The 26,049-nt window shown below is 62.6% G+C and carries 28 protein-coding genes; 15 read left to right on the top strand and 13 right to left on the bottom strand.

The features are described 5' to 3' along the window. The coding region (locus ABEA58_RS12370) for an IS3 family transposase (protein ID WP_345551948.1) at nucleotides 1-148 on the top strand (148 nt) is incomplete at its 5' end. A 71-nt stretch (nucleotides 149-219) separates the two neighbouring features. Here ABEA58_RS12370 and ABEA58_RS12365 read toward each other — a convergent pair. Then, nucleotides 220-648 carry a hypothetical protein gene (locus tag ABEA58_RS12365; protein ID WP_345551947.1) on the bottom strand — a complete coding sequence of 143 codons (429 nt, stop codon included), beginning with the start codon at nucleotides 646-648 and terminating at the stop codon, nucleotides 220-222. Nucleotides 649-1,088: 440 nt separating this feature from the next. Then, nucleotides 1,089-1,964 (bottom strand): YicC/YloC family endoribonuclease, encoded by an 876-nt coding sequence (locus tag ABEA58_RS12360; RefSeq protein ID WP_345551946.1) that lies wholly within the window; start codon nucleotides 1,962-1,964, stop codon nucleotides 1,089-1,091. A gap of 123 nt (nucleotides 1,965-2,087) precedes the next feature. On the opposite strand from ABEA58_RS12360, the gene rph reads away from it, so the two are divergent. Beyond that, nucleotides 2,088-2,810, top strand: coding sequence for a ribonuclease PH (gene rph / locus ABEA58_RS12355; RefSeq protein ID WP_345551945.1), 723 nt, complete (start codon nucleotides 2,088-2,090; stop codon nucleotides 2,808-2,810). Between the two features lie 81 nt (nucleotides 2,811-2,891). On the opposite strand, the gene ABEA58_RS12350 is transcribed toward rph, so the two are convergent. Then, entirely contained in the window at nucleotides 2,892-3,659 is a 768-nt protein-coding gene (locus tag ABEA58_RS12350) for an exodeoxyribonuclease III (RefSeq protein WP_345551943.1), read from the bottom strand. A 118-nt stretch (nucleotides 3,660-3,777) separates the two neighbouring features. Between ABEA58_RS12350 and pyrE the strand changes: the two genes are divergently transcribed. Then, complete coding sequence (pyrE, locus tag ABEA58_RS12345; protein ID WP_345551942.1) at nucleotides 3,778-4,434, top strand: orotate phosphoribosyltransferase; 657 nt, start codon at nucleotides 3,778-3,780, stop codon at nucleotides 4,432-4,434. 56 nt (nucleotides 4,435-4,490) lie between these two features. Continuing rightward, nucleotides 4,491-5,099, top strand: a complete 609-nt coding sequence (locus ABEA58_RS12340; RefSeq protein ID WP_345551940.1) for a hypothetical protein — start codon at nucleotides 4,491-4,493, stop codon at nucleotides 5,097-5,099. 120 nt (nucleotides 5,100-5,219) lie between these two features. Here ABEA58_RS12340 and slmA read toward each other — a convergent pair whose 3' ends face one another. From slmA to coaBC, 4 genes are all read right to left on the bottom strand, one after another. Beyond that, nucleotides 5,220-5,828, bottom strand: coding sequence for a nucleoid occlusion factor SlmA (slmA, locus tag ABEA58_RS12335; RefSeq protein WP_345551938.1), 609 nt, complete (start codon nucleotides 5,826-5,828; stop codon nucleotides 5,220-5,222). 107 nt (nucleotides 5,829-5,935) lie between these two features. After that, entirely contained in the window at nucleotides 5,936-6,862 is a 927-nt protein-coding gene (gene argB / locus ABEA58_RS12330) for an acetylglutamate kinase (protein WP_345551936.1), read from the bottom strand. Nucleotides 6,863-6,920: 58 nt separating this feature from the next. Next, on the bottom strand, nucleotides 6,921-9,410 hold the full coding sequence (locus ABEA58_RS12325) for a phosphomannomutase/phosphoglucomutase (protein ID WP_345551934.1): 2,490 nt from the start codon (nucleotides 9,408-9,410) through the stop codon (nucleotides 6,921-6,923). Nucleotides 9,411-9,442: 32 nt separating this feature from the next. Further along, nucleotides 9,443-10,654: a bifunctional phosphopantothenoylcysteine decarboxylase/phosphopantothenate--cysteine ligase CoaBC gene (gene coaBC / locus ABEA58_RS12320; protein WP_345551932.1), complete on the bottom strand. Its 1,212-nt coding sequence runs from the start codon at nucleotides 10,652-10,654 to the stop codon at nucleotides 9,443-9,445. 87 nt (nucleotides 10,655-10,741) lie between these two features. Between coaBC and radC the strand changes: the two genes are divergently transcribed. From radC to mutM, 4 genes are all read left to right on the top strand, one after another. Further along, on the top strand, nucleotides 10,742-11,416 hold the full coding sequence (radC, locus tag ABEA58_RS12315; RefSeq protein ID WP_345551930.1) for a RadC family protein: 675 nt from the start codon (nucleotides 10,742-10,744) through the stop codon (nucleotides 11,414-11,416). 441 nt (nucleotides 11,417-11,857) lie between these two features. Beyond that, nucleotides 11,858-12,094, top strand: a complete 237-nt coding sequence (rpmB, locus tag ABEA58_RS12310) for a 50S ribosomal protein L28 (RefSeq protein WP_067083837.1) — start codon at nucleotides 11,858-11,860, stop codon at nucleotides 12,092-12,094. Nucleotides 12,095-12,130: 36 nt separating this feature from the next. Further along, nucleotides 12,131-12,286, top strand: a complete 156-nt coding sequence (gene rpmG, locus ABEA58_RS12305) for a 50S ribosomal protein L33 (protein WP_069946430.1) — start codon at nucleotides 12,131-12,133, stop codon at nucleotides 12,284-12,286. Between the two features lie 221 nt (nucleotides 12,287-12,507). Further along, on the top strand, nucleotides 12,508-13,323 hold the full coding sequence (gene mutM / locus ABEA58_RS12300; RefSeq protein ID WP_345551920.1) for a bifunctional DNA-formamidopyrimidine glycosylase/DNA-(apurinic or apyrimidinic site) lyase: 816 nt from the start codon (nucleotides 12,508-12,510) through the stop codon (nucleotides 13,321-13,323). 272 nt (nucleotides 13,324-13,595) lie between these two features. On the opposite strand, the gene sugE is transcribed toward mutM, so the two are convergent. The 5 genes from sugE to rsmD all read right to left on the bottom strand — a co-directional run bounded on the left by sugE (nucleotide 13,596) and on the right by rsmD (nucleotide 17,482). Beyond that, nucleotides 13,596-13,925, bottom strand: a complete 330-nt coding sequence (gene sugE, locus ABEA58_RS12295) for a quaternary ammonium compound efflux SMR transporter SugE (protein WP_345551919.1) — start codon at nucleotides 13,923-13,925, stop codon at nucleotides 13,596-13,598. A gap of 39 nt (nucleotides 13,926-13,964) precedes the next feature. Further along, the gene (locus tag ABEA58_RS12290; RefSeq protein WP_345551918.1) at nucleotides 13,965-14,369 is read right to left on the bottom strand and encodes a hypothetical protein; all 405 of its coding nucleotides are present in this window, start codon (nucleotides 14,367-14,369) and stop codon (nucleotides 13,965-13,967) included. Between the two features lie 74 nt (nucleotides 14,370-14,443). Next, the gene (gene ggt / locus ABEA58_RS12285) at nucleotides 14,444-16,186 is read right to left on the bottom strand and encodes a gamma-glutamyltransferase (RefSeq protein ID WP_345551916.1); all 1,743 of its coding nucleotides are present in this window, start codon (nucleotides 16,184-16,186) and stop codon (nucleotides 14,444-14,446) included. Nucleotides 16,187-16,284: 98 nt separating this feature from the next. Next, nucleotides 16,285-16,761, bottom strand: coding sequence for a pantetheine-phosphate adenylyltransferase (gene coaD, locus ABEA58_RS12280; protein ID WP_345551914.1), 477 nt, complete (start codon nucleotides 16,759-16,761; stop codon nucleotides 16,285-16,287). An 82-nt stretch (nucleotides 16,762-16,843) separates the two neighbouring features. Beyond that, complete coding sequence (gene rsmD / locus ABEA58_RS12275) at nucleotides 16,844-17,482, bottom strand: 16S rRNA (guanine(966)-N(2))-methyltransferase RsmD (RefSeq protein ID WP_345551912.1); 639 nt, start codon at nucleotides 17,480-17,482, stop codon at nucleotides 16,844-16,846. Between the two features lie 364 nt (nucleotides 17,483-17,846). Between rsmD and ftsY the strand changes: the two genes are divergently transcribed. From ftsY to ABEA58_RS12240, 7 genes are all read left to right on the top strand, one after another. Continuing rightward, nucleotides 17,847-18,839, top strand: a complete 993-nt coding sequence (gene ftsY, locus ABEA58_RS12270) for a signal recognition particle-docking protein FtsY (RefSeq protein WP_425563534.1) — start codon at nucleotides 17,847-17,849, stop codon at nucleotides 18,837-18,839. A 49-nt stretch (nucleotides 18,840-18,888) separates the two neighbouring features. After that, nucleotides 18,889-19,575: a cell division ATP-binding protein FtsE gene (ftsE, locus tag ABEA58_RS12265; RefSeq protein ID WP_345551908.1), complete on the top strand. Its 687-nt coding sequence runs from the start codon at nucleotides 18,889-18,891 to the stop codon at nucleotides 19,573-19,575. Then, a complete protein-coding gene (gene ftsX, locus ABEA58_RS12260) occupies nucleotides 19,556-20,575 on the top strand; it encodes a permease-like cell division protein FtsX (RefSeq protein ID WP_345551906.1) in 1,020 nt (339 codons plus the stop codon). The genes ftsE and ftsX overlap by 20 nt, the downstream gene beginning before the upstream one ends. Nucleotides 20,576-20,798: 223 nt before the next feature. Then, on the top strand, nucleotides 20,799-21,653 hold the full coding sequence (gene rpoH / locus ABEA58_RS12255) for an RNA polymerase sigma factor RpoH (protein ID WP_345551904.1): 855 nt from the start codon (nucleotides 20,799-20,801) through the stop codon (nucleotides 21,651-21,653). Between the two features lie 135 nt (nucleotides 21,654-21,788). After that, nucleotides 21,789-22,166, top strand: coding sequence for a DUF423 domain-containing protein (locus ABEA58_RS12250; RefSeq protein ID WP_345551902.1), 378 nt, complete (start codon nucleotides 21,789-21,791; stop codon nucleotides 22,164-22,166). A 73-nt stretch (nucleotides 22,167-22,239) separates the two neighbouring features. Next, nucleotides 22,240-22,956, top strand: coding sequence for a tRNA (guanosine(46)-N7)-methyltransferase TrmB (trmB, locus tag ABEA58_RS12245; protein ID WP_345551900.1), 717 nt, complete (start codon nucleotides 22,240-22,242; stop codon nucleotides 22,954-22,956). A gap of 201 nt (nucleotides 22,957-23,157) precedes the next feature. Next, nucleotides 23,158-24,066 carry a thrombospondin type 3 repeat-containing protein gene (locus ABEA58_RS12240; protein WP_345551898.1) on the top strand — a complete coding sequence of 303 codons (909 nt, stop codon included), beginning with the start codon at nucleotides 23,158-23,160 and terminating at the stop codon, nucleotides 24,064-24,066. A gap of 42 nt (nucleotides 24,067-24,108) precedes the next feature. Here the strand turns inward: ABEA58_RS12240 and ABEA58_RS12235 are convergent, their stop codons facing one another. Continuing rightward, entirely contained in the window at nucleotides 24,109-26,016 is a 1,908-nt protein-coding gene (locus ABEA58_RS12235) for an ABC-F family ATP-binding cassette domain-containing protein (protein WP_345551896.1), read from the bottom strand. Nucleotides 26,017-26,049 lie beyond the last annotated feature (33 nt).

The raw sequence follows: 26,049 nt of genomic DNA, 5'->3' as shown, positions 1-26,049 counted from the left end.
CGGGTCAGTCGAGGAACTGCAGGAAGATCTGGACGAATGGCTGGCGTATTACAATAATGAGCGCACGCACCAAGGCAAGAAGTGCTGCGGCCGTACACCGATGCAGACACTCGATGATGGCAAAAAATCTGGATGGAAAAGTTCGTAAACTGAACCTGACCTGACAGAGCACCTTCTGAAAAACCGGTAACTGTCAGATCAAGTCTGAACTACTACAGCTTATTCGTAACTATATTTTTGTTCAATTTCTCTTTTTGCAAGAATATACTCTTTTTGCGTGAGCTGCTCCAAAGCAAGCTTCTCATCGAGAGCGTTTATTTCTTTTTCTTTTTCTTTTCTCAATTTTAATTTTGTGATGTCGTAGTTGATAGCAACAGAGCCATTGTAACCACTAACGGGATCCCATAAAACGGACATTGGCCAGAACATAAGATTTGCGAGTCCTAAGCCGGCTTCCCCTGCATAAAAAGAACCTCCGCCGGGCAATATACCCAGTAGTGCACCAACAACAGGCTCCTTCTCTTTTACAAGCACGCCATCATGTTTAAAGGCCTCATACTCGCGTTTTTGTATGGAGTTCAAGCCCGTAGCACACCCGGAGAGAAGTGAAGCTGCAACAAGAGTGCTTAACAATACCTTTCTGTTCATTTTTTATTCCATTGTGTTCTTTGGTTACACTTCGTAGGCAGTAACCTTCACCTGAAGCTTAACGGACTCATTGTCTAAGCAAGCCTTGAGGCATTATGACGCGATGGGGTCGATTATTAAACCTCTGTGGTAGTGAATGCAATACGAGAATAATTACCCGATGCACTTTTTAAAGATCTTCAATAACTTAAATCAAAAATAAGGTCTTAATATCAAGTGATGTTGAAAGCGGCGTGATTTTGGCTAGCGTAATATAAAAATAAAAACTAGCCTCTGAGTAACATTGCGAAACTTGAGTGAGCACTGGCTCACCTAGTGTCTTTTTATTAGAAGGCTGCGTAGCTGTTGAGAATGTGACAGCAGGTAAATAAGTAAGGTAATGGGGACACTCAGCACTTTGGCTTGGATGTAGATTCACGAGAATAGTCCGCTCTGAAACCTCACTCGATATTCTGCACCTGCTCGCGCATCTGTTCGATCAACACCTTGAGTTCCACGGCCGCCTGGGTGGTGTCGGTAACCACGGACTTGGATGACAGGGTGTTGGCTTCGCGGTTGAATTCCTGCATCAGGAAATCGAGGCGGCGGCCGATGGGACCACCGCCGCTGAGTACCCGGCGGGCTTCGGTGACGTGGGCGTCGAGGCGGTCCAGTTCTTCATCCACATCCGCTTTCTGTGCCAGCAGGACGATTTCCTGTTCGACCCGATCCGGGTCCAGCTCGCTGAGCAGCTCCTGCAGGCGGCTGCGCAGTTTCTCCCGCTGTGCCTCCAGAATCTGCGGCAGCAGCTGTCTTACGCTGGCAACCTGCGCGCTGATGGCGTCGAGGCGCTGTTCGATAAAGCGCCGCAGCTCGGCACCTTCGCGGGCTCGGTTGTCGCTGAGTTGCGTCAGTGCGGCGTCAAACGCGGCAAGGATGGCTTTGGACTGGGCTTCGGTATCGGTCTCGGGTTCGGCGATAACACCGGGCCATTGCAGCAGCTGCAGTGGATTCAGAGGCAGCACGTCAGCGCCTGAAGATACCCGTTTGGCGGCATCGGCAACGGCGTGGGCCAGGGCTTCATCGACCTGCAGGGAGGCTTTTTCCCCGGGGTTGCTTTTAAGGGACAGGTTCAGTTCCAGTTTGCCGCGGGCGAGCTGCTTGCGCAGCCGTTCGCGCAGCTGGCTTTCCAGGGGTCTGGCGGCTTCTGGCAGACGGAAATGGGGTTCCAGGTAGCGGTGATTGACCGAGCGCAGTTCCCAGGTGGCGATACCGGTATCGAAGGGGGATTCGGCGCGGCCAAAAGCTGTCATGCTGCGCACAGTTTTACTGGCCATATTTCTCGTCCTGCGGCTGGAGATAGCTGGCCGGGCATAATAGCACAGGGCTGGCGGAGTCCGGGCGTAGCGGCTGTGGGGTTATACTGTCGGCCTTTAAACGAAAATTTCAGAGGTGAATGCATGCAGCGTCCCAGCGGCCGCAAACCAGAGCAACTGCGCCCCGTGCGCCTTACCCGCAATTACACCCGCCATGCAGAGGGCTCGGTGCTGGTGGAATTTGGGGATACCAAGGTGCTCTGTACCGCCTCCGTCGCCGATGAGGTGCCGCGCTTCCTGCGCGGGCAGGGGCGCGGTTGGATTACGGCGGAATACGGCATGCTGCCCCGCTCCACGGGCTCGCGGATGGCCCGGGAAGCCGCCCGCGGCAAGCAGGGAGGGCGCACGGTGGAGATCCAGCGCCTGATCGGCCGTTCGCTGCGCGCGGCGGTGGATCTGGAGCTGCTGGGGGAAAACCAGATCACGCTCGATTGCGATGTCCTGCAGGCCGATGGCGGCACCCGCACGGCGGCGATCACCGGTGCCTGTGTGGCGCTGGTGGATGCCCTGAGGTTTATGCAGCGGCAGAAGCTGATTACCACTGACCCGCTGAAAAATATGGTGGCGGCGGTTTCCGTGGGTATTTATGCGGGCGAGGCGGTGCTGGACCTGGATTACCCGGAGGACAGCCGCGCCGATACGGATATGAATCTGGTGATGGCTGCCGACGGTGGCATGATTGAGGTGCAGGGTACGGCGGAGGGCGCGCCCTTTACTGAGAAGCAGTTCGCGCAGATGCTGGCACTGGGCAAGTCCGGCATTAATGAGCTGATCGAACTGCAGCGCAAGGCGCTTGGGGAAGGCTAGCGGAGAGCAGATGCTGGGAGGGCGGTCTCTGGGATGCCGGGCGGGCGATGATGCCCGCCTGAGGTTTGTTGTAAGTGCCGCTCAGATCTCCAGATCGTAATCCATGATAAGCGGGAGATGGCTGGAGAAAGCCACATTCTTGTTAATGGCGCCGTACTCGATGCGGTTTTTCAGGGTGGCGGAAACCACCTGCATATCGGTCCGCCATCCGTCCCCCTCGCCTATGGTGCCGCTGGGCCACCAGCTGAATTCGTCGGCATCCTTCACCACTTTGCGGAAGGCGTCCACGTAGCCTATTTCATTGAACAGCTGATCCAGCCAGCGCTGCTCGTGGCGCATAAAGCCGGGGGTATCCTGATGGTCCTGCCAGTTTTCCACATCGGCTCGGCGGTGGGCCATGCTCCAGTTGCCGCAGAAGATAAAGTCGCGACGCTTGCGGCTGATCTTGATCAGGTGCGCCTGCATATCTTCAAAAAACTGCACCTTCTTTTCCAGCGAGGCCTCATCCACCGCCACCGGGGCCAGCAGTGAGCCCACGCTGAGGCGCTCAAAGTCCGCCTGCAGGTAGCGCCCGTACATGTCCTCGCCATTGGCGAAGCCCATACCGAAGATGATGGCTTTGGGTTGGCTGCGGGTATAGATAGCCACACCATTCTCATGCGGCGTGCCCGAGTCGAAAAAGTAGCTGTAATAGCCGTCGGGGTGAAAAACCGGGTGATCCAGCTCCGGCTCCAGAGAGCGCAAGTCCTGCAGGCAGATGATGTCTGCGTCCTGCTCCGCCAGCCAGTCATAGAGGCCGCGTTGAGCAGCCTGATGAATGCCGTCAACCGACAGACTCACAATTCGCATTTATTAGCCCCTTACCAGCGGACTGTGTATCATTAGTAACATTATATGTGCAACCCCCCTCCCACGGATTTCTGTGCGGAGGTATTCATTCACCATAGCTAATAGTTCACAAATTTCCATGCAGCAGTATCAGCGCGATTTTATCCAATTGGCCCTGAATCATCAGGTGTTGTGTTTCGGTGAGTTCACACTGAAGTCGGGTCGTCGCAGCCCTTATTTTTTCAATGCCGGCCGTTTCCATTCCGGTGCCGCACTGGCGGCACTGGGGCAGGCTTATGCCGAGGCGATCCTGGCCTCGGGCGTGGAATTCGATGTCATCTTCGGGCCAGCCTACAAGGGCATCCCGCTCGGAGCGGTGACTGCCGTGGCGCTGGCACAGAAAGGCGTGGACAAGCCCTTCTGTTATAACCGCAAAGAGGCCAAGGGTCACGGAGAAGGCGGCACCTTAGTGGGTGCACCGCTGGAAGGCAAGGTATTGATTATCGACGATGTGATTACCGCGGGCACCGCCGTGCGCGAAGTGATGGAGATTATCCGCGCCGAGGGCGCGGAGGCGGCTGGCGTCGTCATCGGCCTGAATCGTCAGGAGCGGGCCACCGAGGAGACCCGGCTGTCCGCCATTCAGCAGGTGGAAAGCGAGTACGGTGTTCCGGTGGTTTCCATCGTGCAGTTGGACGACATTATCAGTTACCTTGAGGAGGCTCCCCAGGAGCGGGAGACTCTTGCAAAGATTGTCGAATACCGGCAGCGCTATGGGGTAGAGGCGCAATCCTAGCGCACTAACCTGTTTCCGCTCTGCCTATAAAACAACAATAACCAGTGAGAAGCGCGATGAAGATCATCCACTCTATTCTCGCCGGATGGCTCGCGGTATTGGCTGTCGGCGCTGTTGCTCAGGGGAGCGACACCCTGCCGGGCAAAGGTGATGTGCTGTTTCGATACACCAATGAACATGGCGTGCCGGTTCTCGACAATGTGGTGCCGCCACGCTTTGTACCCGGCGGCTATGAGGTTCTGAACCGATCCGGTCGGGTGCTGGAGGTGGTGCCGCCACAGTTGACTGAAGAGGAGGTGGCGCGCAAGCGGCGACAGGCGGCCCAGCGCTTAGAGGATGCGGAGCTGTTGCGTCGCTACAGCAGCCTGGCCGATATCGAAAACGCCCTGGAGCGCAAACTGGCCACCGCGGAGCAGGACATGGCGCTGTTGCGCTCCAACCTCTCCAGTATTGTGCGGCAGATTGAGCAGGCGGAAGCGGATGCGGCCAGTATTGAGCGCAACGGCGACCAGGTGCCGCCGGATCTGGTGGCGCGAATCACCAATTTGCGTGAGGAAGTGAAGGTGCTGAAGCAGCGAATTGCGCATCGCCAGGAGGAAGCGGCTCGCATCAAGCAGGAATTTGCCCACGCGGCCGAGCGCTTTACCCTGCTGGCCAGTCAGTAATCGGCCAGCGCTCAGTGTGTCTCGCAGCGGCCGTTTTCAGCGGCCTTGCTTTGCTATCCAGTTCTGCGGATAACACTCCGCCCTGATCGGGGCCTTTACCCTATTTCTACCACCCTATTTCTACCTCGCCAGGGCCGCCGGTTCACGGAAGAACCCAGCTACGAGCACCGGCCACTGTTCGGCCCAGTGATCGGTTGGCTTGCGCTTGAAGCCGCTGCGCACGTATTGCACGATGCGCCCCTCGGCGCTGGCCAGCAGCAGGTTGGCGGCGCTGCCCAGGGGGATCGCCGGGCGCAGTTGCTCGCGCAGTTCCGCCTCCCGCAGGATTTGCTTGAGCTGAGTTTCCAGGCGGTCAAAGAACTGCAGGATACGGCCGTGCAGCCGCTCGGTTTCACCGGTGAGGGCATCGCCGGTCAGCAGCCGGGTAATGCCGGGATTGCGCTCGCAGAAGGCCAGCAGCAGATGCAGGATTTTCTGGCAGCGCGCCAACGCCGAAGGCTCATCCTGCAGGATCAGCGTGACCCGGCTGAAGATGGTCTCTTCGATAAACTCGATCAGTCCCTCGAACATCTTCGATTTGCTGGGAAAGTGGCGGTAGAGAGCCGCTTCCGAGAAGCCCACCTCCTTGGCCAGTGCCGCGGTGGTGATGCGGCCGCCGGGGCTCGCTTCCAGCATATGGGCGAGGGCCTGCAGTATCTGTTGGCGCCGGTTGATTTTTTCGCTGCTCATTGACTGCCTTTCACCCGGTAATGCCGGGAACATCGTTTCTTGTTATCGCCCCGCGCAAATTGCAGGGCGGGCGCGGGAATCCTAACGATTCGCCGGCGCCGCTTCAATTACTCGCTTGCCGCCTGCGTGGCTCTCTGGCCATTGTCGGTGATCAGGGTGCCGACGCCGCTATCGGTGAAAATTTCCAGCAGTACCGCGTGGGGCACCCGGCCATCGATGATATGGGCGGAAGTGACCCCGGCCTTCACTGCATCGAGGGCGCAGGAGATTTTCGGCAGCATACCGCCGTAAATGGTGCCGTCGGCGATCAGGCCATCCACCTGCAGGGTGGTCAGGCCGGTGAGCACCTTGCCCTGCTTGTCCTGCAGGCCCGCCACGTTGGTGAGCAGCATGAGCTTTTCCGCGTGCAGGTACTCGGCGATCTTGCCGGCCACCAGGTCGGCGTTGATGTTGTAGGAGGCGCCATCCTCGCCGACGCCAATCGGCGCGATAACCGGGATAAAGTCACCGTGCAGGAGCATATCGATCACCGCGGTATCCACGTGCTCCACTTCGCCCACATGACCGATATCGATGATCTCGGAGGCGTGCAGGCCGGCGGCTTCGCTTTGCATCTGCAGTTTTTTCGCGCGCAGCAGCAGGCCGTCCTTGCCGGTGACGCCGACGGCGCGGCCCCCGTTTTTGTTGATCAGGTTGACGATCTGCTTGTTGACGGTGCCGCCGAGCACCATCTCCACCACATCCATGGTTTCACTATCGGTGACCCGCATACCGTCGACAAAACGGGATTCGATATTGAGCTTGCCCAGCAGGTCGCCGATCTGCGGCCCGCCGCCGTGGACCACGACGGGGTTCATGCCCACGAGCTTCATCAGGATGATGTCGCGGGCAAAGCTGTTCTGCAGCGCCTCGTCCACCATGGCGTTGCCGCCGAACTTGACCACCACGGTCTTGTTGGTGAAACGCTGAATATAGGGCAGCGCCTCGTTGAGTACATGGGCAACGCGCAGGGCGGATTTGTGATCCAGTGACATGGTCGGACTTTCCTATCCAGTGATCGATTGGCCGGGTTCTGGGAAACCGGCGCGGTTGTTAGAGGTCGGGCAGTGACAGCTGCGGGGCAACGGCAGCCAGCTGACCGCGCATCTCATTGAAGATGCGCTGCAGGGCCTGCTCGGTTTCGGCCTCGAAGCGCAGTGTCAGCGCGGCGCCGGTATTGGAGGCGCGGATCAGCCCCCAGCCATCGGCGAATTCGACCCGCAAGCCGTCGATGCTGTTGACGTTGGCAGCGGGGAACTGGCCCCGCTCTTTCAGGGCCTGTATCAGGGCGAACTTTTCCTGCTCGGGCACCGGCAACAGAACCTCGGGGGTGTTGAACATCTGCGGCAGCGAGTCCAGCAGCGCATCCAGGCTCTGCTCGCGCAGGGCCATGATCTCGAGAATGCGCGCGGCGGCATACATGCCATCGTCAAAACCGAACCAGCGATCCTTGATAAAGATGTGACCGGAAAGCTCGCCGCCGAGAATGGCGCCGGTCTCCAGCATCTTGCTCTTCATGGGGGCATGGCCGGTTTTCCACATCAGCGGGCGCCCGCCATACTGCTTGACCAGCTCGCCGAGCGCGCGGCTGCACTTCACATCGAAGACAACAGTCTCGCCGGGATTGCGCGTCAGTATGTCGCGGGCGAGCAGCATCACCAGCTGGTCGGCCCAGGCGATACGGCCGCTGCTGGAAACCAGTGTTACCCGGTCGCCATCGCCATCCAGGGCAATGCCCAGGTCTGCGCCGCTCTCGGCCACCTTGTCGATCAGCGCCTGCAGGTTTTCCGGGCGCGACGGGTCCGGCGAGTGGTTGGGGAAATTGCCATCCACCTCGCAGAACAGCGGGGTGACAACACAGCCCAGTCCCTCAAACAGCTGTGGGGCCAGGTTGGCGGTGGCGCCGTTGCCGGCATCGATCACGAGGCGGGGCTGACCCGCCAGCGCCACATCGTGGAATATTTCCTCGATATAGTGCTCGCGGATGTCCTGTTCGCGGTAGCTGCCCTGACCGCTGTCAAAAGGCCCGATCTTCATCAGGCTGCGCAGTTTCTGCAGTTCGTCCTCGGCGAGGGGGTGGCCTTTCAAGACGATCTTGAAGCCGTTGTACTCGGCCGGATTGTGACTGGCGGTGACGACGACACCACTGCTGGTATTGTTGCCGCGGGCACAGGCGAAATACAGCAGCGGCGAGGGCGCGAGTCCCAGGTCGACGGCGTTGCAGCCAGTGTCGAGGATGCCTTCCACCAGACAGCGGCTCAGCAGCGCGCTGCTGTTGCGGCCGTCGCGGGCCACCATCAGCAATTCTTCGCCGGCCTGCCGCGCCATGGTGCCAAGGGCGCGCCCGAGCTGGTAGGCGAAGGGTTCGTTGATCTCCGTTTCGGCGTAGCCGCGAATATCGTAAGCGCGAAACACCCCTGCGGGAAAATCCATGTCCGCGGTCACCTGGCTGCGCAGCTGATCCCGCATCTGTTCCTGCGGGGATGGCGAATCACCGGTGGTGGGTTCGATACCCGGCGCTAAACTCATATCGGCCGGCGGCGTGATCGACATAGGCTCAAAGGTCGCGGCTGGGCTGTGGTCGTAGCCGTAATCGTAAGCGGGCTCGGCTGGATCGTCGAAATCGGGTTCGGGATCGAGCTGAACGTAGCGGCTCTCCTTGGCACCGGCGCTGCGCGGGCGCTGACGTTCCCAGGGTGCGGGGGTAGAGCGGGGCATAAACTTCACCAGGGCCACAAGGGTCGCCAGCAGGCCGATCAGGCTGAGCCCGAAGAGCCAGCGCCTGTCGATACTGTGGTCTTTTACAAAATCGCCGTCCGGGGAGAATGCCAGCCGCAGGTGTGAACCGGGCACGGCTGCCTGGCCGCTGGGGCCACTACCCTGCCCCGCGCGCCAGAGGGTTTGCACCGGTCCGGCGGGAAACTGCTGCAGCAGCAGCCATTCCCCATCGCTGTCGGCAAGGCCCGCTAAAAGGGTTTCCAGCTGTAAAAAAGGCTGCGACACCAATACGGCGTCTTCACCGCTGATCAACACACGATGCTGTTGCCAGTCTTTTCCGCCAGCGGTCGGCAGGATTTCCAGCGGTTGCGGTCCCTCATTGAGGGTGCGCTTGATCAGGTCGATGAGGGCGAAGTTGAGCTCCGGTGCGGAGCCAGCGCCCACCTGCAGTTCGCCGCGGGTAAAGTACTGGGCGCGCCTTGGGGTTCCGGCGGCGAAGGTTTTCTGCACGGCCACGCGAAACCCGCTGGTGGCAATGTCGCCGGCAGGAGCTGCGGAATTTGCGGCGTCGGACCCGCGCTGGCTGACAGCAACCGGGATAAGTGAGTGCAGCTGGCGGTTTTCCCGCTCCAGAGCGGTATTCAGCTCTGCCGCCGCAGCCTGGGCTTTTTTCTCGGCGGCATCGGTAATTGACGCAGTATTGTAAGGCGTGAGCACCGAGCGCTCGAGAATGGTGGCGCCGCCAATCCAGAAGGCGGCGCCGAGCAGTGCCGGCAGCAGGAGCTGGCGGTGGAAGGGTGAGGTGTGTTTGCGTTTCGGGGCCACGAGTTATCCAGAAGCTGCGCTTTATACGGTTATTATTGTGGAAACGCCCGCTCGGCGATCATGCCGATCAGCTGTTTCGCCAGTGTCGTCTTCAATGACGGCGGCAATTCGGTGCGGCCATTCGGGTCAATCACAGTCACCCGGTTGTGCTCGCTGTTAAAGCCGCTATCCGCCTCGCTGACATCGTTGGCGATAATCATATCCAGTTTCTTGCGTGCCAGTTTGCCGGCGGCGTGTTCGAGGACTTTCTCGGTTTCCGCGGCAAAGCCGACGGTGAATGGCCGTCGTTCGCGGCGCGCTGCGATAGCCGCGACGATATCCGGGTTTTTTACCAGCGTCAGGGTATCGTGGTCATTGCCCGTGGTTTTCTTGATCTTCTCCTGTGCCACCTGCTCCGGTCGGAAGTCGGCCACAGCGGCGGCGGCGATGAATACGTCGCAGAGATCTGCGGCCCGCTCGGCGGCCTCCTGCATCTGCCGGGCGTCCACCACATCGATGCGTTTCACCGAGGCCGGGGTCGGCAGGGTGACCGGGCCGGCGATCAGGGTGACTTCCGCACCCGCCCGCTGCGCCGCCGCGGCCAGGGCAAAGCCCATTTTGCCCGAGCTGTGGTTGGTGAGATAGCGCACCGGGTCCAGTGATTCACGGGTGGGGCCGGCAGTGATGACAAAATGCCGGCCCTGCAGGTCGGTGCCGCACTGCCACAGGGATTCGGCCTCGGCCACGATGGCCTCGGGTTCCAGCATGCGGCCGGGGCCCACATCGCCACAGGCCTGGCTGCCCTCGGCGGGGCCCCAGATCAGCGCTGCGCGGCTTTGCAGGGTTTGCACATTGGCGGCAGTGGCCGGGTGACGCCACATGGCCTGGTTCATCGCCGGTGCCAGCGCCAGGGGCGCCTCACTGGCCAGACAAAGCGTGCTCAGCAGGTCATCGGCCATACCGGCGGCCAGCTTGGCCAGTACCTGGGCGCTGGCGGGAGCGATCAAGATCAGTTCGGCCCATTTTGCCAGCTCGATATGCCCCATGGCCGCTTCGGCGGCGGGGTCCAGCAGATCAGAGTGCACCGGGTTGCCCGACAGGGCCTGAAAGGTCAGCGGTCTGATGAACTCCTGAGCGCCGGCGGTCATGACCACGCGCACCTCGGCGCCGCGGTCTTTGAGGCGGCGTACCAGGTCGGCGCTCTTGTAGGCGGCAATGCCGCCGCTGATACCCAGCAGGATGCGTTTATTGGCCAGACACGACATGGGCGCGGTTTCCGCAGTTAAAAGAACGGGTAAGATTAGCATTGATGCGCCATATGTTATCAGGCAAGCGGGCTCAGGGAGGAGACCATGGCAATTACGGACTGGCCGGCATCGGAAAGGCCGCGGGAAAAACTGCTGCAGCGGGGTGCCGCGGCGCTCTCGGATGCGGAGCTGCTGGCGATATTCCTGCGCACAGGTTTGCCGGGACTGTCGGCGGTGGACCTTGCCCGCCAGCTGTTGGCGGACTTCGGCGGTCTGCGGCCATTGTTAGAGGCCGAACGGGCCGACTTCTGCAGCGGCAAAGGGCTGGGTGACGCCAAGTATGTGCAGCTGCAGGCGGTGCTGGAAATGGCGCGCCGGCACCTGGCGGAGACCCTGCAGCGCACGGATGCCCTCTGCAGCCCGGATGCGGTGCGGGATTTCCTCGCCGCCCAGCTGCGCCATCGGCGGCGTGAGGTGTTCTGCTGTCTCTATCTTGACAGCCAGCACCGGGTGGTGGCGTTCGAAGAACTGTTCGAGGGCACCCTCAATGCCGCCAGCGTCTACCCTCGTGAAGTGGTGCAGGCGGCCCTGCAGCGCGGCGCGGCAGCGGTGATTCTGGCCCACAACCACCCCTCTGGAGTGAGTGAGCCGAGCCAGGCGGACCTGTGGATTACCGAGCGACTGAAACAGGCGCTGGAGCTGGTGGATATCAAGGTCCTCGACCATATGATCGTGGGCGAGGGTGCGGCGCTGTCTTTCGCCGAGCGGGGGCTTTTATAGTCCGCGCCCGTATAGTCCGGGCCTGGTTTCGGCAACAGTGTGAACAGTGCTCCAGGGCGTAAGTCAGATAGGAAGTCAGATAGTAAGCCGGGGGGGGGGTAAGCCGGGAGGTAAGCCGCAGCAGAGGCGAGCGCAGCGGGGCGAAGCCGTACACCGCGGAGCTGGCCGGGGGTGCTTGTTGCCGGCGGTACTTGGGCGCTTGTTTAGTGTCCCGCAGGCCCGCCCGTCCGCACCGCTCCGCCAGCCCTATTCCGGCAAACTGGCCGGATCGCTGTACAAAACTTGCTCCCCGGGGGCTGTTCTGGTATAAAACGCCGCTCTTTGCGGCCGGGCCAGATTCTGAACAGTTTCCGCCGCCGCCCAGGAACCGGATTAGAATCCCGAATTGATGTCCCCGCACACCCCGTCATGCGGGCACGAGAGTATTGAAGAGGCCAACAGATGTCCAAGGTATGTCAGGTAACCGGTAAGCGCCCGGTCACCGGTAATAATGTATCCCACGCCAAAAACCGCACCAAGCGTCGCTTCGTGCCCAACCTGCACAGCCACCGCTTTTGGGTTGAGTCCGAGAAGCGCTTCGTGAAGCTGCGTGTCTCCGCCAAAGGTATGCGCGTGATCGATAAGAAAGGCATCGATACCGTGCTGAGCGAGCTGCGCGCCCGCGGCGAAAAAGTGTAACTGGCGAAAGCCTGCTGAGAGATCGGAGACAAGACAATGCGTGATAAAATTCGCCTGAATTCCAGTGCTGGCACTGGGCACTTCTACACTACCACCAAGAACAAGCGCAACATGCCCGAGAAAATGGAGATCAAAAAGTACGATCCCGTTGTTCGCAAGCATGTGATGTACAAGGAAGGCAAGATCAAGTAATTGCCCTCCCGCGTATAAAAAAGCCCGGTTATTACCGGGTTTTTTTATGCCTGCAATTCGTCGTTTGCAGGTGTATTCGTGGCGTTTAGATAGAGAGCTGTGCTGTGCCTCCTCGCGCGCCCAGCCAGAGTCCTGCAGCAAGGCCGCGAAAGCAAAGCGTGAGGATAGGGGCAGAAATAGACTGCGAGAGTAGAGCGCGAGAACAGACAGCAAGAGTCGATATGCCAGAACTGCCAGAAGTAGAAACCACCCGCCGTGGCCTGGCGCCCCACCTCGAGGGGCGCGTGGTGCGCTCGGCGCAGGTGCGCCAGCGCAGCCTGCGCTGGCCGGTGGAGGCGGACTTCGAGCGCCACATCGCCGGCGCACGCATCCTGCGCCTGCAGCGTCGCGCCAAGTACCTGCTGGTGCACACCGATCGCGGTTGTGCCATCTGGCATCTGGGTATGTCCGGCAGCCTGCGTTTAGTGGAAGCGGGGACCGAGGTGCGCAAGCACGATCATATCGACTGGGTTCTGGATAGTGGCCTGCACCTGCGCTATCACGACCCGCGCCGCTTTGGCGCACTGCTGTGGACCGGTGCCGACCCCGAGGCCCACGATTTGCTGGCGCACCTGGGCTCGGAGCCTCTGTCTGAAGACTTTAATGGCGACACCTTGTTTGCCGCCTCCCGTGGCCGGCGACAGCCGGTAAAGACCCTGATTATGGATGGGCGCATCGTTGTCGGCGTTGGCAACATCTACGCCAGCGAGTCCCTGTTCCTGGCCGGCATCCGCCCGGATCGTCCCGCAGGCGGCATCTCCCGTGTCCGCTATCAGCGCCTGGCCGACGCGATCAAGCAGGTGCTGGCCAGCGCCATTGAGCAGGGCGGTACCACCTTGCGGGATTTCGTCGGCGGCGATGGCCAGCCGGGCTATTTTGCCCAGCGCCTCAACGTCTACGGCCGCACCGGTGAACCCTGCCGCCAGTGCGGCCGGCCGGTGCGGGATCAGGTGCTGGGCCAGCGCAACACCTTCTTCTGTCGCCACTGCCAGCGCTGATCCCCCTCACCCGGCTCAATGATTTTGCTTTTCCGGGCTTCTGCTGTGCCCGCGGTTCTCTGTTGCTAGAGGGCAGAGGGCAGAGGGCAGTGGGGTGTGGGCACTAAGATGGTTGCGGGGGTTCTGCGGGACACAGGCAGGCTTGAGCGCGCACTTTGGCAAGCTGTAGCGGGGGCGTCAGAAGGTTTTAGGGATGGCCTGGCCGCCATGGGGCAGCGACGACGCCCTGCCCTTGCTCTAGCCCCTGACCCTGTCAATCACACTCCTGTCTATCACACCGTGGAGGTCAGTTTGAGACCGGCAATGCCGGCGATGATCAGGCCGATGCACAGCAGTCGCGGCAGCGCCGTCGACTCGGAAAACAGCACAATACCGAGGATGGCCGTGCCCACGGCGCCGATTCCGGTCCACACCGCATAACCGGTGCCCACCGGAATCACTTTGAGGGCCTGGGCGAGGAAATAGAAGCTGGCGATCATCGCCGCGACGGTCAGCAGGCTCGGCAGTAGACGGCTGAAGCCCTCGGTGTACTTGAGCCCGACCGCCCAGGCCACTTCCAGCAGGCCGGCGATCAGCAGCATTGTCCACGGGCTCGTGACCATTCAAGCGACTCCTGAACTCGCCGCCTATGCGCAAGTGCCTCAGCGGCGCCGGTCCAGGCACATGCGGTCATCGGCCTGGAATGCCCACAGCACCAGGCAGGCGGCGAAAATAATCAGCGACGGGAAAAAGAGCATATTGCCCTCCTGCAGTACCCAGCCCCATGGATCGAGGATGGACTCCCACACGCCGAGCAGGCTGGCGCCGTTGACCAGCGCCTGCAGCGGATAGGTGAACTTGCGCCAGAGGCCGACCACCACCGCCGCTCCCAGCAGTGCCTGCAAAGCGCCGAGAATATGCCAGCCCAGCGGATTGCTGAAGGCCTCCCGGTAGAAGCGCTGGGAGATCGCCAGCGCATCGTTGCTGTCGACCAGCTTGTCCACACCCCAGATCACCAGCAGCAGGCCGAGGCTGACCCGCAGTAGAAGAAGAGTATAGGCGCGCATGGTGATCCTTATTGTTGGCTGTTGCCCGTTGCCCGTTGCCCGTTGCCCGGTTTTGCCTGTTGCTGCCGGCTGCATCAGCGCCCGGCGGCATTGCCCTCGCGGCGGGGGTCCGCACCGCCCTGCAGTTTGCCGTCGACAAATGCGATGGCGTGAATACCGCTGTTGAGGTCCCGCTGCACCACATCATGTCCCAGTTGCTTCAGGCTGTTTACGGTGTCCTGGCTGAAAAACCCGGACTCCACTTCCGCGCGCCCGCCGATCGCGGCGATGTTGCCGGCGGCGACCGCCTCGGCGATCGGCATGCCCAGTGCCAGGTGGTAGAGAATGGTGCGGGCCGTGTAGTCGATGATGCGCGAGCCGCCCGGCGAGCCCACCAGCAGGCGCATTTCACCATCGCGGTCGAGCACCACCGTGGGCGACATGGAAGAGCGCGGGCGCTTGCCCGGCTGAATCCGGTTGGCCACCAGCTCGCCGTCAGCTTTTTCCGGCACAAAGGAGAAATCGGTCAGCTGGTTGTTGAGCAGGAAGCCACCGACCAGCAGCCGTGAGCCAAAGGCGGTTTCAATACTGGTGGTCATGCTGACCCCATTGCCAAAACGGTCGACGATAACCAGATGGCTGGTGTTGGGCAGTTCCGGAGACTTGGACAGCTGACGCGCGGGAGTTGCCGGTGTCGGTACGCCGGGCACCGCGTCAGTGGCGCGATCCGTGGAGATCAGTTTGGCCCGGCTAACCAGGTAGTCCGGGGCAACCAGCGCGCGGCTCGGCACCTGTACGAAGCCCGGGTCGGCCAGGTAGGTATTGCGATCGGCGAAGGCCAGTTCCGAGGCCTCGATAAACAGGTGCGTGAGGGCGCTGCTGCCGGCTTCCATGGTGTGCAGCGGGAAGCGCTCGAGCATCCCCAGCATGGCGCCCACGGTGGTGCCGCCGGAAGACGGCGCATCGGCGCCGCAGACCCGGTATTGCAGGAAGGTGCTGCACAGGGGCTCGCGTTCAATGGCCCGGTAATCGGCCATATCCCGCAGGGTCATCACGCCGGGGTTTTCGGGGTCGTTGCGCACCGCCTCGACAATCGCCGCGGCGATTTCCCCCGTGTAAAACGCATCGCTGCCGTCTTTCGCCAGAATGCGCAGGGTGCGGGCGTAAGCGGGATTCTTCAGCAGGTGTCCCACCGGCAGCGGCTGCCCGTCAGCGCCGAAGAAGTAGTCGCGGATCTCCGCGCGCACAGCGACGCGGGGCATTTTTTCCAGCAGCAGGTGCAGCCGCGGAGAAACTTCAAAGCCTTCCTCTGCCAGCGCAATGGCGGGCTCGAACAGGGTCGCCCAGGGCAGTTGGCCGTGCTTTTTATGGGCCAGTTCCATCATGTGCATCACGCCCGGCACGCCCACCGAGTGGCCACCGATGACCGCGTCGAGGAAACCCTGCGGCTGGCCATCGCGCATAAAGTGCTCGCTGGTTACGGCCATCGGCGCCGTCTCGCGGCCATCGAAAGAATGCAGGGAATCGTCGCTGGCCTGGAAGCTGAGCATAAAGGCACCGCCACCGATGCCGGAGGACTGCGGTTCCACCAAGGTGAGCATCAATTGCGCGGCGATGGCGGCGTCCACGGCGGTGCCGCCGCGCTCGAGCATTTCCAGCGCGGCGCGGGTGGCGTGGGGATTGGCGGTGACCGCCATAAATTCATTGGCGCTGGCGGCCTTGACCGCCGTGCGGCCGGTGGCCGCTTCCGGCTGGATTTCATCCCGCGCACTGGCGGTTACAGGCAGCAGCGCGAGGGCGCAGCTGAGGGTGAGAATGTTGAAAATAAGGTGGCGCACGTGTAACTCCGGTAACTCACTGAGCTGCCGGAGTGTAACAGTTAACCCGGCCGCCGTGGCCAGGTGAAAAGGGGACCTTGTTTAGGTGCGCCCGGGGGTCAGTGGAACTTGTGCCGCAGGGCCTCTTCCACCGCCGGTGGTACGAACTTGGCGACATCGCCGCCGAGGGAGGCGATCTCCCGCACCAGTGAGGAGGAAATATAGGAGAGGTGTTCCGCCGGGGTGAGGAACAGGCTTTCCATATTCGGTGCCAGCTGACGGTTCATATTGGCCAGCTGGAATTCGTATTCGAAATCGGACACGGCGCGCAGGCCGCGCAGTACACCGTAGGCGTCTACTTGGCGCACCAGGTCGGCGAGCAGGATATCGAAGCCGATCACTTCCACATTGGGCAGGTGGCTCAGCACCTGCTGGGCTAGCTCGACACGTTCATCCAGGGTGAACAGCGGATTCTTGCGCGTGCTTGCGGCGACCGCCACGATCACGTGATCGAACAGGCGGCAGGCCCGCTCCACCAGGTCCATATGGCCATTGGTGATGGGGTCGAAGGTTCCGGGGTAGACGACTTTCTTCATAAGCCAAAACTGTGTTGCCGGCGAAACGGGACCGCATGGTAAACAATTTGACCGCGCGGCTCAAAAATGCTGTCGCGGGGCGTTATTGGGCTCGGTCAGGAGCGGTCACCTGAAACAGGCGCATACACACCTGGCCGGCCCGTTTTTCCTTTTGCAGCTGCCAGTGCGGTGGTGGGGCGAGGGCGCTATCTCTGGGTGTTTCCACATACACCAGCGCGCCCGCTGCCAGTCTCAGTGCCAATACGGCCAGGGTCTCCGCCCACAGGTTGCCGGCGAAGGGCGGGTCGATAAAAACGATGTCGTAACTGTTAGGGCCGTAGCTGTCAGGATCGCAGCTGCCCGGCGTCCCCTGCAGGTACTGTGCGGCGCTGCAGTTGTGCACCCTGCCCTGGTCGCATTGCAGCAGCTGCAGCTGGCTGGATAGTGTCTGCGCGGCCTGGCGATTCAGTTCGACGAAATCCACTGCCGCGGCACCGCGGGAGAGCGCTTCCAGACCCAGCGCGCCGGAGCCGGCAAACAGATCGAGGCAGCGGGCGCCGACAAGCCGGAATTGCAGCCAGTTGAACAGTGTCTCGCGCAGGCGGTCACCGGTGGGGCGCAGCCCCTCAACCGCGGCAAACTGCAGTTTGCGGCCGCGCCAGTCGCCGCCGATGATGCGCAGCTGCCCCGGCGCGGGGGACGGCGATCGACGAGAGGGTTTGCGCGCGCGGGGACGGGACAAAACGGATTCCTGGCTGTGTGGCTGGTTGAGCGGTGCTAAGATTAGCGCCTTTCCGTCAGCGGTACACCCGGACACAGACATGATCTTTGACTTCCTGCGCAAAAAGAAGCCCAAGCCCAACGATACCGAGGCCGGACCCGAGGAATCGGGACTGGACCAGTCGGGGCTGGAAGAATCGGAATTGCAGGAGCCGCTCAAGGAGGACGCGGCCAAAGAGGAGCCGGCGAGCGAAGCCGCCGATGGCTCCGCCCGCGCCGCGACTGACGAGCCCGCCGCCGCAGAGATAGAGGCGCAGAAACCGGCACCGGCGCCAGCCGAATCAGCGACCGCCGAGGAGCCTCAGCCGATTAAGGAGCCTCAGCCCATCAAAGACCCGCAGCCGGTAAAAGAGCCTCAGCCGGTAAAAGAGTCCCAGCCGCAAAAGAAAGAAGGCTTCTTCGCCCGCATCCGCCGCGGGCTCAGCCGCACCAGCAGCCAGTTTGCCGAGGGCATGGGCAACCTGTTCCTGGGCGCCAAGGAAATCGACGACGAGTTGCTGGAAGAGCTGGAGACCCAGCTGCTGATGGCCGATGTGGGTGTGGAGGCGACCACCGAGATCGTCGACCGCCTCACTGCGCGGGTGTCGCGCCGTGAGCTGAATGACGGCGAGGCCCTGTACCGCGCCCTGCAGGATGAACTGGCCGATCTGCTCCAGGGCGTCGAGGCGCCGCTGCAGGTGGATAGCGCCAAGAAGCCGTATGTGATTCTGGTGGTGGGCGTCAACGGCGTCGGTAAAACCACCACCATCGGCAAGCTGGCCCACCGCTTCCTCGCCGAGGGCAAGTCGGTGCTGCTGGCCGCGGGCGATACCTTCCGCGCCGCCGCAGTGGAGCAGCTGCAGGTGTGGGGTGAGCGCCACCAGGTGCCGGTCATTGCCCAGCACACCGGCGCGGACAGTGCCTCGGTCATTTACGACGCGGTGCAGTCGGGCCAGTCCAGGGGGGTGGATGTGGTGATCGCCGATACCGCCGGGCGCCTGCACACCAAGTCGAACCTGATGGAGGAGCTGTCCAAGGTGCGCCGGGTGATGGCGAAGCTGGACGACACGGCCCCACACGAGGTGCTGTTGGTGCTGGACGCCGGCACCGGACAGAACGCCATCAGTCAGGCTTCACAGTTCCGCGACGCCGCCGGTGTCAGCGGCCTGGTGCTGACCAAGCTCGATGGCACCGCCAAGGGCGGCATCATCTTCGCGCTGGCACAGCGCTTCGGAATTCCGGTACGCTTTATCGGTGTGGGTGAGCAGGCGGAAGACCTGCAGCCGTTCCGCGCGCGCGACTTCGTTGCCGCGCTGTTTAACCGCGGCAACGGCGACTGACACCTTCACGGCACACGCCCGCAAACCAAAACAATAAAAGCGGCCGAGCATGATTACTTTTGACAACGTCAATAAGCGCTACGCATCCGGTCAGGATGCGCTGGTGCGGGTGAGCCTCGACATCGGCCGCGGCGAGCTGGTGTTTCTGACCGGCCACTCCGGCGCTGGCAAAAGCACACTGCTGAAACTGCTCACCGCCATCGAGCGCCCGACCCGGGGCAGTATCCTCGTGGCGGGGCAGAATATCTGCCGGCTGCGCAACGGCCAGATTCCCTACTACCGCCGCAATCTCGGTATCGTATTCCAGAACCATCAGCTGCTGTTCGATCGCAGCGTCTTCGACAATGTGGCCCTGCCGCTGGCCGTGGCCGGTTGCAGCCGTCGTGAACTCGGGCGGCGGGTGCGCGCCGCGCTGGACAAGGTGGGTTTGCTGCACAAGGAAAGGCAGAATCCGATTGTGTTGTCCGGTGGCGAACAGCAGCGCATCGGCATCGCGCGGGCGGTGGTCAACAAGCCGGCGGTGCTGGTGGCCGACGAGCCCACCGGCAACCTGGACCCGCAGCTGTCCGCCGAGATCATGCGCCTGTTCGCCGACTTCAATGCCGTTGGCGTCACCGTGCTGGTGGCGAGCCACGATCTGGAACTGATCGCCCGCATGCGCCGCCGGGTGCTGACCCTGCAGGCGGGACAACTGATCTACGACGGAATACCGGCCCGTGAAACAGCCTACCCGTAATCCCGCCAAAGGCGCGGGCCGCACCGCCACCGAACCGCGCCCTCCCCGGCCGGCGGGGGCCGTCACCGCGCGCACCCGCCTGAGCGACCGCTGGCACAGCTGGCTCGGCCATCACCGGGAGATGGCCGCGGAGGCCCTGCGGCGTTTTTTCGCCACCCCCCTGGCCAGCCTGATGACGGCTGTGATGATCGCCATCGCCCTAGCACTGCCGGCCACTCTGCAGCTGGGCATGGGCAATTTCCAGCGCGCGGTCGCCGGCTGGGACGGCCAGCCACAGCTGTCCGTGTTTTTGCATCGGGACGCCCGCGCCACGGCGGTGGAGCGTTTTACCGAGGCGCTGCGCGATGACGCGGCTGTCGCCGACGTCACCTATATCTCCCCCGAGCAGGCACTGGCGGAATTCCAGCAGGCCTCTGGCCTGGGCGAGGCGCTCGCGGGGCTTGGCGCCAACCCCCTGCCCGCGGTATTGCTGGTGCGCCCGGCGGCGGTGGCCGAGCCACAGCTGCAGGCACTGGCGGCGCGCTTGCGTGACAGCGCTCTGACGGATTCCGTGGTGCTGGATATGGCCTGGGTGCAGCGCCTGGCGCGGCTTACCGAACTGGCTCAGCGGATTTCCCTGGGGCTCGGCCTGTTGCTGGCGCTGGGGGTGATTTTGGTGGTGGTGAATACCATCCGCCTGCATATCGAAAACCGCCGGGATGAGATCCTGGTGGTCAAGCTGGTGGGCGGCACCGATGCGTTCGTGCGTCGCCCCTTCCTCTACAGCGGGCTCTGGTACGGCCTGTGCGGCGGATTGCTGGCGTGGCTGCTGGTGGCCGTGGGGGTGGCTTTGCTGTCCGGCCCGGTTGCCGGGCTCGCCGCCTCCTATGGCAGCGGCTATGCTCTGCAGGGGCCGGGCCTGACTTATTTGCTGGGACTCGGCGGCGGTGCCGCCCTGCTCGGCCTCTGTGGCGCCTGGGTCGCTGTGGCCCGCCACCTGCGGGCGGTCGAGCCCCGCTGAGGAAAATTGAGCTGGCGATCAAAAATACGCCTGTGGAGCGGAACTTTCCCTGTGGATAACCACTCCAATCCCGCGAATTTCAACGGTTTGCGGGCAGGCTGCGCGGGCTTTATTCGCCGCCCCGGCTAGTGCTACACTGGCAGCATCAGACCGTATGCCCGTTTCCGGGCTAAAGCGGCGGCCGGCTCGCCGGTTATAAGAACAGGTAGGAGGAAAGACCTGAATGGGAACCAGCTTACAGCCAATCCATACCCTCTCCCCCGGTGCCAATCTGGGCGCCTATATCCAGACGGTCAGCGGCTTCGATGTGCTGTCCGCCGAGGAGGAGAAGCGGCTGGCGGAAGACCTCTACTATCGCGAGGACCTCGAGGCGGCGCGCCAGCTGGTCATGTCGCACCTGCGCTTTGTGGTGCATATCGCCAAGTCCTACTCCGGTTACGGCCTCAATCAGGGCGACCTGATTCAGGAGGGCAACGTAGGCCTGATGAAGGCGGTAAAGCGCTTCAACCCGGAAAAGGGTGTGCGCTTGGTGTCCTTCGCCGTGCACTGGATCAAGGCCGAAATCCACGAATTTATTCTGCGCAACTGGCGCATCGTTAAAATCGCCACCACCAAGGCGCAGCGCAAGTTGTTCTTCAACCTGCGCGGGCAGAAGAAAAAACTGGCCTGGCTCACCCACGACGAAGCCAAGGCGGTGGCCGAAGACCTGAACGTGGACGTGTCCCACGTGTACGAGATGGAGGGTCGCCTGTCCGCCCACGACGCCGCCTTTGACGCGGGTGTGGATGACGATGACGATTCCGCCTGGCAGGCCCCGGCGCACTACCTCGAGGACCGGCGCTATGATCCCGCCGCGCAGCTCGAGCATGACAACTGGCAGGAGACCAGCGTCAACAGCCTGTCGCTGGCGCTGGAAGGCCTCGATGAGCGCAGCCGCAATATCATTGAGGCGCGCTGGCTGAGCGAGCAGAAGTCCACCCTGCACGAACTGGCGGAGAAGTACGGCGTTTCCGCCGAGCGCATTCGCCAGCTGGAAAAGAACGCCATGAAGAAAGTGCGGGCGGCCATGGAAGCCTGATCGCCGGCCGTTTCTTTGTGCAGAAAAACCGCGCAGTGGCGCGGTTTTTTTATGTCGGCAGGCAGGCTTTTCCGGTATCCTCCGGCGCCTTCCCGATAGACCCGATTGACGACCCGGATACAAGGACGAGTTGGAATGACCAAGCTCTACCTGTTTCTCGCCGCCCTGCTGGGCGGCAGTGGCGTGATGCTCGGCGCCTTCGGCGCCCACGGCCTGCGCGGCCGGGTCGCTGACAACCTGCTGGAAGCCTACCGCACCGGTGTTCTCTACCAGATGCTGCACGCGCTGGCCCTGCTCGGGGTGGTGTTGCTGATGCAGCATTGGGGCGAGCGCACGGCACTGCTGGTGACCGGCGCCCTGTTCGCCATCGGCGTGCTGCTGTTTTCCGGCAGCCTCTACGGCCTCACTTTCGGTGGCCCGCGCTGGCTCGGCCCGGTGACGCCACTGGGCGGCCTGACACTGATCGGTGGCTGGGCCGCACTCGCAATCGCCGCCCTGCGGTTGAGTGAATAACACCCCCCATTGGCCCGGGTCCATCGGGCCTGGACTGAACCCTGAAGCGCTTGCCAAGCAGAGGTCGTGAACCATGCAAGACGAGTCGGCGGAAGATTTTCCCTACCGCACCGAATACAAGAAAAAATCCATCCGCAGCTATGTCATCCGCGCCGGGCGCATGACCGATGGCCAGCGGCGCGCGTTCGACAATTACTGGGGCACCTACGGCCTGTCCCTGTTCGACGGCGCCCTCGATCCGCAGGCCACCTTCAGCCGCGAGGCGCCGCTGGTGCTGGAGATCGGTTTCGGTATGGGGGACTCCCTGCTGGCCATGGCGGAGGCGGAGCCGGACAAGGACTTTATCGGCATCGAGGTGCACCCCCCGGGGGTGGGGCGCTTGATCAACGGCGCCGGCAAGGCGGAGATACAGAACCTGCGTGTGTATATGGCCGATGCGGTGGACGTCCTCAACGACTGCATTGCCGACGCCTCCCTGGACCGGTTCCAGCTGTATTTCCCGGACCCCTGGCACAAGAAAAAGCATCACAAGCGCCGCATTGTGCAGCCGGAATTTATCCGCCTGCTGTGTAGCAAGCTCAAGCCCGGCGGCCTGATGCACCTGGCCACGGACTGGGAAAATTACGCCGAGCATATGCTGGAGGTGCTCGAGGCGGAGCCGGCGCTGGAGAACACCGCGGGGGCCGGACACTATGCCCCACGGCCGGAATTCCGCCCGCAGACCAAGTTCGAGCGCCGCGGCCAGCGTTTGGGTCACGGGGTCTGGGACCTGCTGTACCGCCGCAAGTAGCGGGCCCTCGTGTGCGGCGGCGGCCCTGGTGCCAGCGCCCCGCTGGCGGAGTGGCTGAAGACCTGTAATCGCCGGCGGAACAGAGGGCGCTCGCAGGTACGATAAGAGCACCGGGGCCGGTTTGGCGCGCGCTGCGCGTTGGGGAATGTCTGCTATCTTCAAACAGACCCCGTGCCGGTCATGGAACTTCCGGAGCCAACAATGACAAGAAGTCGCTCGCCCGTTCACCTTCTCCTTGCAGTCCTGCTCATGCTGGCAGCGGATGTCGCCCTCGCCGACCGGGCCACCACCCTCAACCTCTATCTGAATGGCGGCCGCTACTGGTTCGACAGCAGCAGACTGGATGGCACCCCCCTGCAGGGATTCGAGCTGGAGCTGAGCGACGCCAGCGGCGGCGGTATCGGTCTGGGTTACAGCATCACCGATCGCTGGGCCATGGACGCCGCGATCGACTATTTCAGCGTGGGCATCAAGGGCATCGACAAGAAGGTGGATGTCTACAACTACCACATCGATCTTTTCTACCATTTTCTCGGCAGCTTCTGTGGCGCGCCCTGTGTGTGGCAGCCGTATATGGCCTTCGGGGTCGGTGAAATCCGCACCGAGTACAAAGGACCTTTTAATGGGCCGCTCAGTGTGTCCGAAGGTGTGGCCGGTAGCGGCGCCGACTTGGACTTAGTTAATGGGTTCAGCAATGCAGCGGCGGCTGGTTCGTTGCTGCCTGAGGATCTGGATGGGCTGCGCTGGGACTGGCACCGGCGCCAGACCATGGTGAACGCCGGCTTCGGCGTCAAGTATCAGCTAGGGCCGCGCTGGCAGGCGCGCGCGGATATCCGCGCTTTTCAGGGTGTCGAGGAGGGTGGCGTGGACGGCTTCCTGTCAGTGGGGATCGGCTACCAGTGGGCGGAGTATCCGCTGGTGGTGCGCGATACCGATGCCGATGGCTATATGGATGGGGTGGATCGCTGCCCGCAGACGCCGCCCGGCATTCCCGTTGGAAGCGACGGCTGCCCAATGGACGGGGATTATGACGGTGTGCCCAACTACCTGGATCGCTGCCCGCGCACTATGGCGGGCGTGGCTGTCAGTGAAGAGGGCTGTCCGAAATAGCGGCGGCGACGGGTAACGCGCAGGCGCTGGCCCGCAACAGCCTCACTGGTCGCGGGCTTGCTCCAGGGTCTCGCTGATTTCCAGCCACTCCAGCTCCAGTGTCTCCAGCTGCTCCCGCTGCTCCGCCTGGGCGCGGTTCAGGCGTGCGATCTCTTCCTGCTGGCCACCGCTGTAAAGGCTTTCGTCGGCCAGCTGTGCTTCCAGTTGCTTGAGTGATTTTTCCGCTGCGGCCATTTGCTTTTCCACCTGCTTCAGGCGGTTGGTGAGCGGCTTGAGCTTTTCCCGCAATGCCGCTGCGGCGCGACGCTGTTCTTTTTTGTCTTCCGCCGGGCGGCTGTCGGCATCTGTGCTTTCATCGCGGCGGCGCTGCTCGCGGTTGAATGCCAGCAGCCACTGCTTGTAATCCTCCAGGTCGCCATCGAAGGGCGCGGCGCGGCCGTCGGCCACCAGGATAAATTCATCCACCGTATTCGCCAGCAGGTGCCGGTCGTGGGAAACCAGCACCACAGCGCCGGGAAATTCCGCCAGCGCCAGCGTCAGCGCATGGCGCATCTCCAGGTCCAGGTGGTTGGTGGGCTCATCGAGCAGCAGCAGGTTCGGCCGCTGCCAGGCGAGAATGGCCAGCGCCAGTCGCGCTTTTTCTCCCCCGGAAAAACCAGCCACCGACTCAAAGGCGCGATCGCCGGCAAAACCATAGCCGCCGAGGAAATCCCGCAGTGACTGCTCACTGGCCTGCGGCGTCAGCCGCTGCAGGTGCAGGACCGGCGAGGCGTTGATATCCAGAGCTTCCAGCTGATGCTGGGCAAAGTAGCCGATGGCGAGGTGCTCGCCACAGAGGCGCTCGCCGGCGACCGGCGCCAGTTCACCGGCGAGGGTTTTGATCAGCGAGGACTTGCCGGCGCCGTTCGGGCCCAGCAGGCCGATGCGCCGGCCCGGCTGGATGCCCAGTTGCACCCGGCGCAGCACAGGATTTTCCCCATAGCCGATATCCGCGTCGCGCAGATCGATCAGCGGATCGGAGTTTTTCTCCGCTGCCGGCAGAGTGAAACGGAAAGGGGAATCCACGTGGGCGGGTGCGGTCTGCGCCATGCGATCGAGCGCCTTCAGCCGGCTCTGCGCCTGACGGGCTTTGGTGGCCTTGGCGCGGAAGCGGCGCACGAAGTCCTCCATGTGGGCGCGCTGGGCTTGCTGCTTCTCATGCTGGGCCTGCTGCTGGGCCAGGCGCTCTCCTCGCGCCCGCTCAAAGGCGCTGTAGTTGCCGCTGTAATGTACAAGCTGAGCCTGCTCGAAGCTGATAATGCCGTCCACCACCGCGTCGAGGAAATCGCGGTCGTGGGAGATGATCAGCAGGGTGCCGGGGAAGCGCTGCAGCCACTGCTCCAGCCACAGGGTCGCATCCAGGTCCAGGTGGTTGGTGGGTTCGTCCAGCAGCATCAGGTCCGCCGGGCACATCAGCGCCCGCCCCAGATTCAGGCGAATGCGCCAGCCACCGGAAAAGCTGCTGACCGGGCGCTGCTGGTCCCGGTGGGAGAAGCCGAGGCCGTCCAGCAGTTGCGCCGCCCGTGCCGGGCCACTGTAGCCGTCGATGGCGGCCATGCGCTCGTGCAGCTCCGCCAGGCGCTGGCCATCCGCCGGGGCGGCCTGCTCGGCAGCATCGATGGCCCGCTGCAGCTGGCGCAGTTCGGCATCGCCGTCGAGGACATAATCGAGCGCCGAGCGATCGGTGGCCTCCACCTCCTGCGCCATATGGGAGATACGCCAGCCGGTGGGAACCTCGACGCGCCCGGCATCACTGTCCAGTCTGCCGAGCAGCAGCCGGAACAGCGTCGATTTGCCGCAGCCATTGGCCCCGATGATGCCGACCTTATGGCCGGGAAAAATGCGGCAGTCCGCACTCTGGAGAAGTTCGCGGCCGCCCTGTTGCAGGGAGACGCCGTGCAAATTAATCAAACGAAAACCTCTTGCGCCCTTTATTCGGCTGCA

This window comes from Microbulbifer aestuariivivens, assembly GCF_039545115.1.
Taxonomy (GTDB): domain Bacteria; phylum Pseudomonadota; class Gammaproteobacteria; order Pseudomonadales; family Cellvibrionaceae; genus Microbulbifer; species Microbulbifer aestuariivivens.
Note: the sequence above shows the minus strand (reverse complement) of the source record. Positions and strands in the feature narration are given on the sequence as shown.

What these genes read in the sequence shown, in the direction of transcription:
- ABEA58_RS12365 (WP_345551947.1), bottom strand. Translation starts at nt 648, where the DNA reads ATGAACAGAAAGGTATTGTTAAGCACTCTTGTTGCAGCTTCACTTCTC.
- ABEA58_RS12360 (WP_345551946.1), bottom strand. Translation starts at nt 1,964, where the DNA reads ATGGCCAGTAAAACTGTGCGCAGCATGACAGCTTTTGGCCGCGCCGAA.
- rph (WP_345551945.1), top strand. Translation starts at nt 2,088, where the DNA reads ATGCAGCGTCCCAGCGGCCGCAAACCAGAGCAACTGCGCCCCGTGCGC.
- ABEA58_RS12350 (WP_345551943.1), bottom strand. Translation starts at nt 3,659, where the DNA reads ATGCGAATTGTGAGTCTGTCGGTTGACGGCATTCATCAGGCTGCTCAA.
- pyrE (WP_345551942.1), top strand. Translation starts at nt 3,778, where the DNA reads ATGCAGCAGTATCAGCGCGATTTTATCCAATTGGCCCTGAATCATCAG.
- ABEA58_RS12340 (WP_345551940.1), top strand. Translation starts at nt 4,491, where the DNA reads ATGAAGATCATCCACTCTATTCTCGCCGGATGGCTCGCGGTATTGGCT.
- slmA (WP_345551938.1), bottom strand. Translation starts at nt 5,828, where the DNA reads ATGAGCAGCGAAAAAATCAACCGGCGCCAACAGATACTGCAGGCCCTC.
- argB (WP_345551936.1), bottom strand. Translation starts at nt 6,862, where the DNA reads ATGTCACTGGATCACAAATCCGCCCTGCGCGTTGCCCATGTACTCAAC.
- coaBC (WP_345551932.1), bottom strand. Translation starts at nt 10,654, where the DNA reads ATGTCGTGTCTGGCCAATAAACGCATCCTGCTGGGTATCAGCGGCGGC.
- radC (WP_345551930.1), top strand. Translation starts at nt 10,742, where the DNA reads ATGGCAATTACGGACTGGCCGGCATCGGAAAGGCCGCGGGAAAAACTG.
- rpmB (WP_067083837.1), top strand. Translation starts at nt 11,858, where the DNA reads ATGTCCAAGGTATGTCAGGTAACCGGTAAGCGCCCGGTCACCGGTAAT.
- rpmG (WP_069946430.1), top strand. Translation starts at nt 12,131, where the DNA reads ATGCGTGATAAAATTCGCCTGAATTCCAGTGCTGGCACTGGGCACTTC.
- mutM (WP_345551920.1), top strand. Translation starts at nt 12,508, where the DNA reads ATGCCAGAACTGCCAGAAGTAGAAACCACCCGCCGTGGCCTGGCGCCC.
- sugE (WP_345551919.1), bottom strand. Translation starts at nt 13,925, where the DNA reads ATGGTCACGAGCCCGTGGACAATGCTGCTGATCGCCGGCCTGCTGGAA.
- ABEA58_RS12290 (WP_345551918.1), bottom strand. Translation starts at nt 14,369, where the DNA reads ATGCGCGCCTATACTCTTCTTCTACTGCGGGTCAGCCTCGGCCTGCTG.
- coaD (WP_345551914.1), bottom strand. Translation starts at nt 16,761, where the DNA reads ATGAAGAAAGTCGTCTACCCCGGAACCTTCGACCCCATCACCAATGGC.
- ftsE (WP_345551908.1), top strand. Translation starts at nt 18,889, where the DNA reads ATGATTACTTTTGACAACGTCAATAAGCGCTACGCATCCGGTCAGGAT.
- rpoH (WP_345551904.1), top strand. Translation starts at nt 20,799, where the DNA reads ATGGGAACCAGCTTACAGCCAATCCATACCCTCTCCCCCGGTGCCAAT.
- ABEA58_RS12250 (WP_345551902.1), top strand. Translation starts at nt 21,789, where the DNA reads ATGACCAAGCTCTACCTGTTTCTCGCCGCCCTGCTGGGCGGCAGTGGC.
- trmB (WP_345551900.1), top strand. Translation starts at nt 22,240, where the DNA reads ATGCAAGACGAGTCGGCGGAAGATTTTCCCTACCGCACCGAATACAAG.
- ABEA58_RS12240 (WP_345551898.1), top strand. Translation starts at nt 23,158, where the DNA reads ATGACAAGAAGTCGCTCGCCCGTTCACCTTCTCCTTGCAGTCCTGCTC.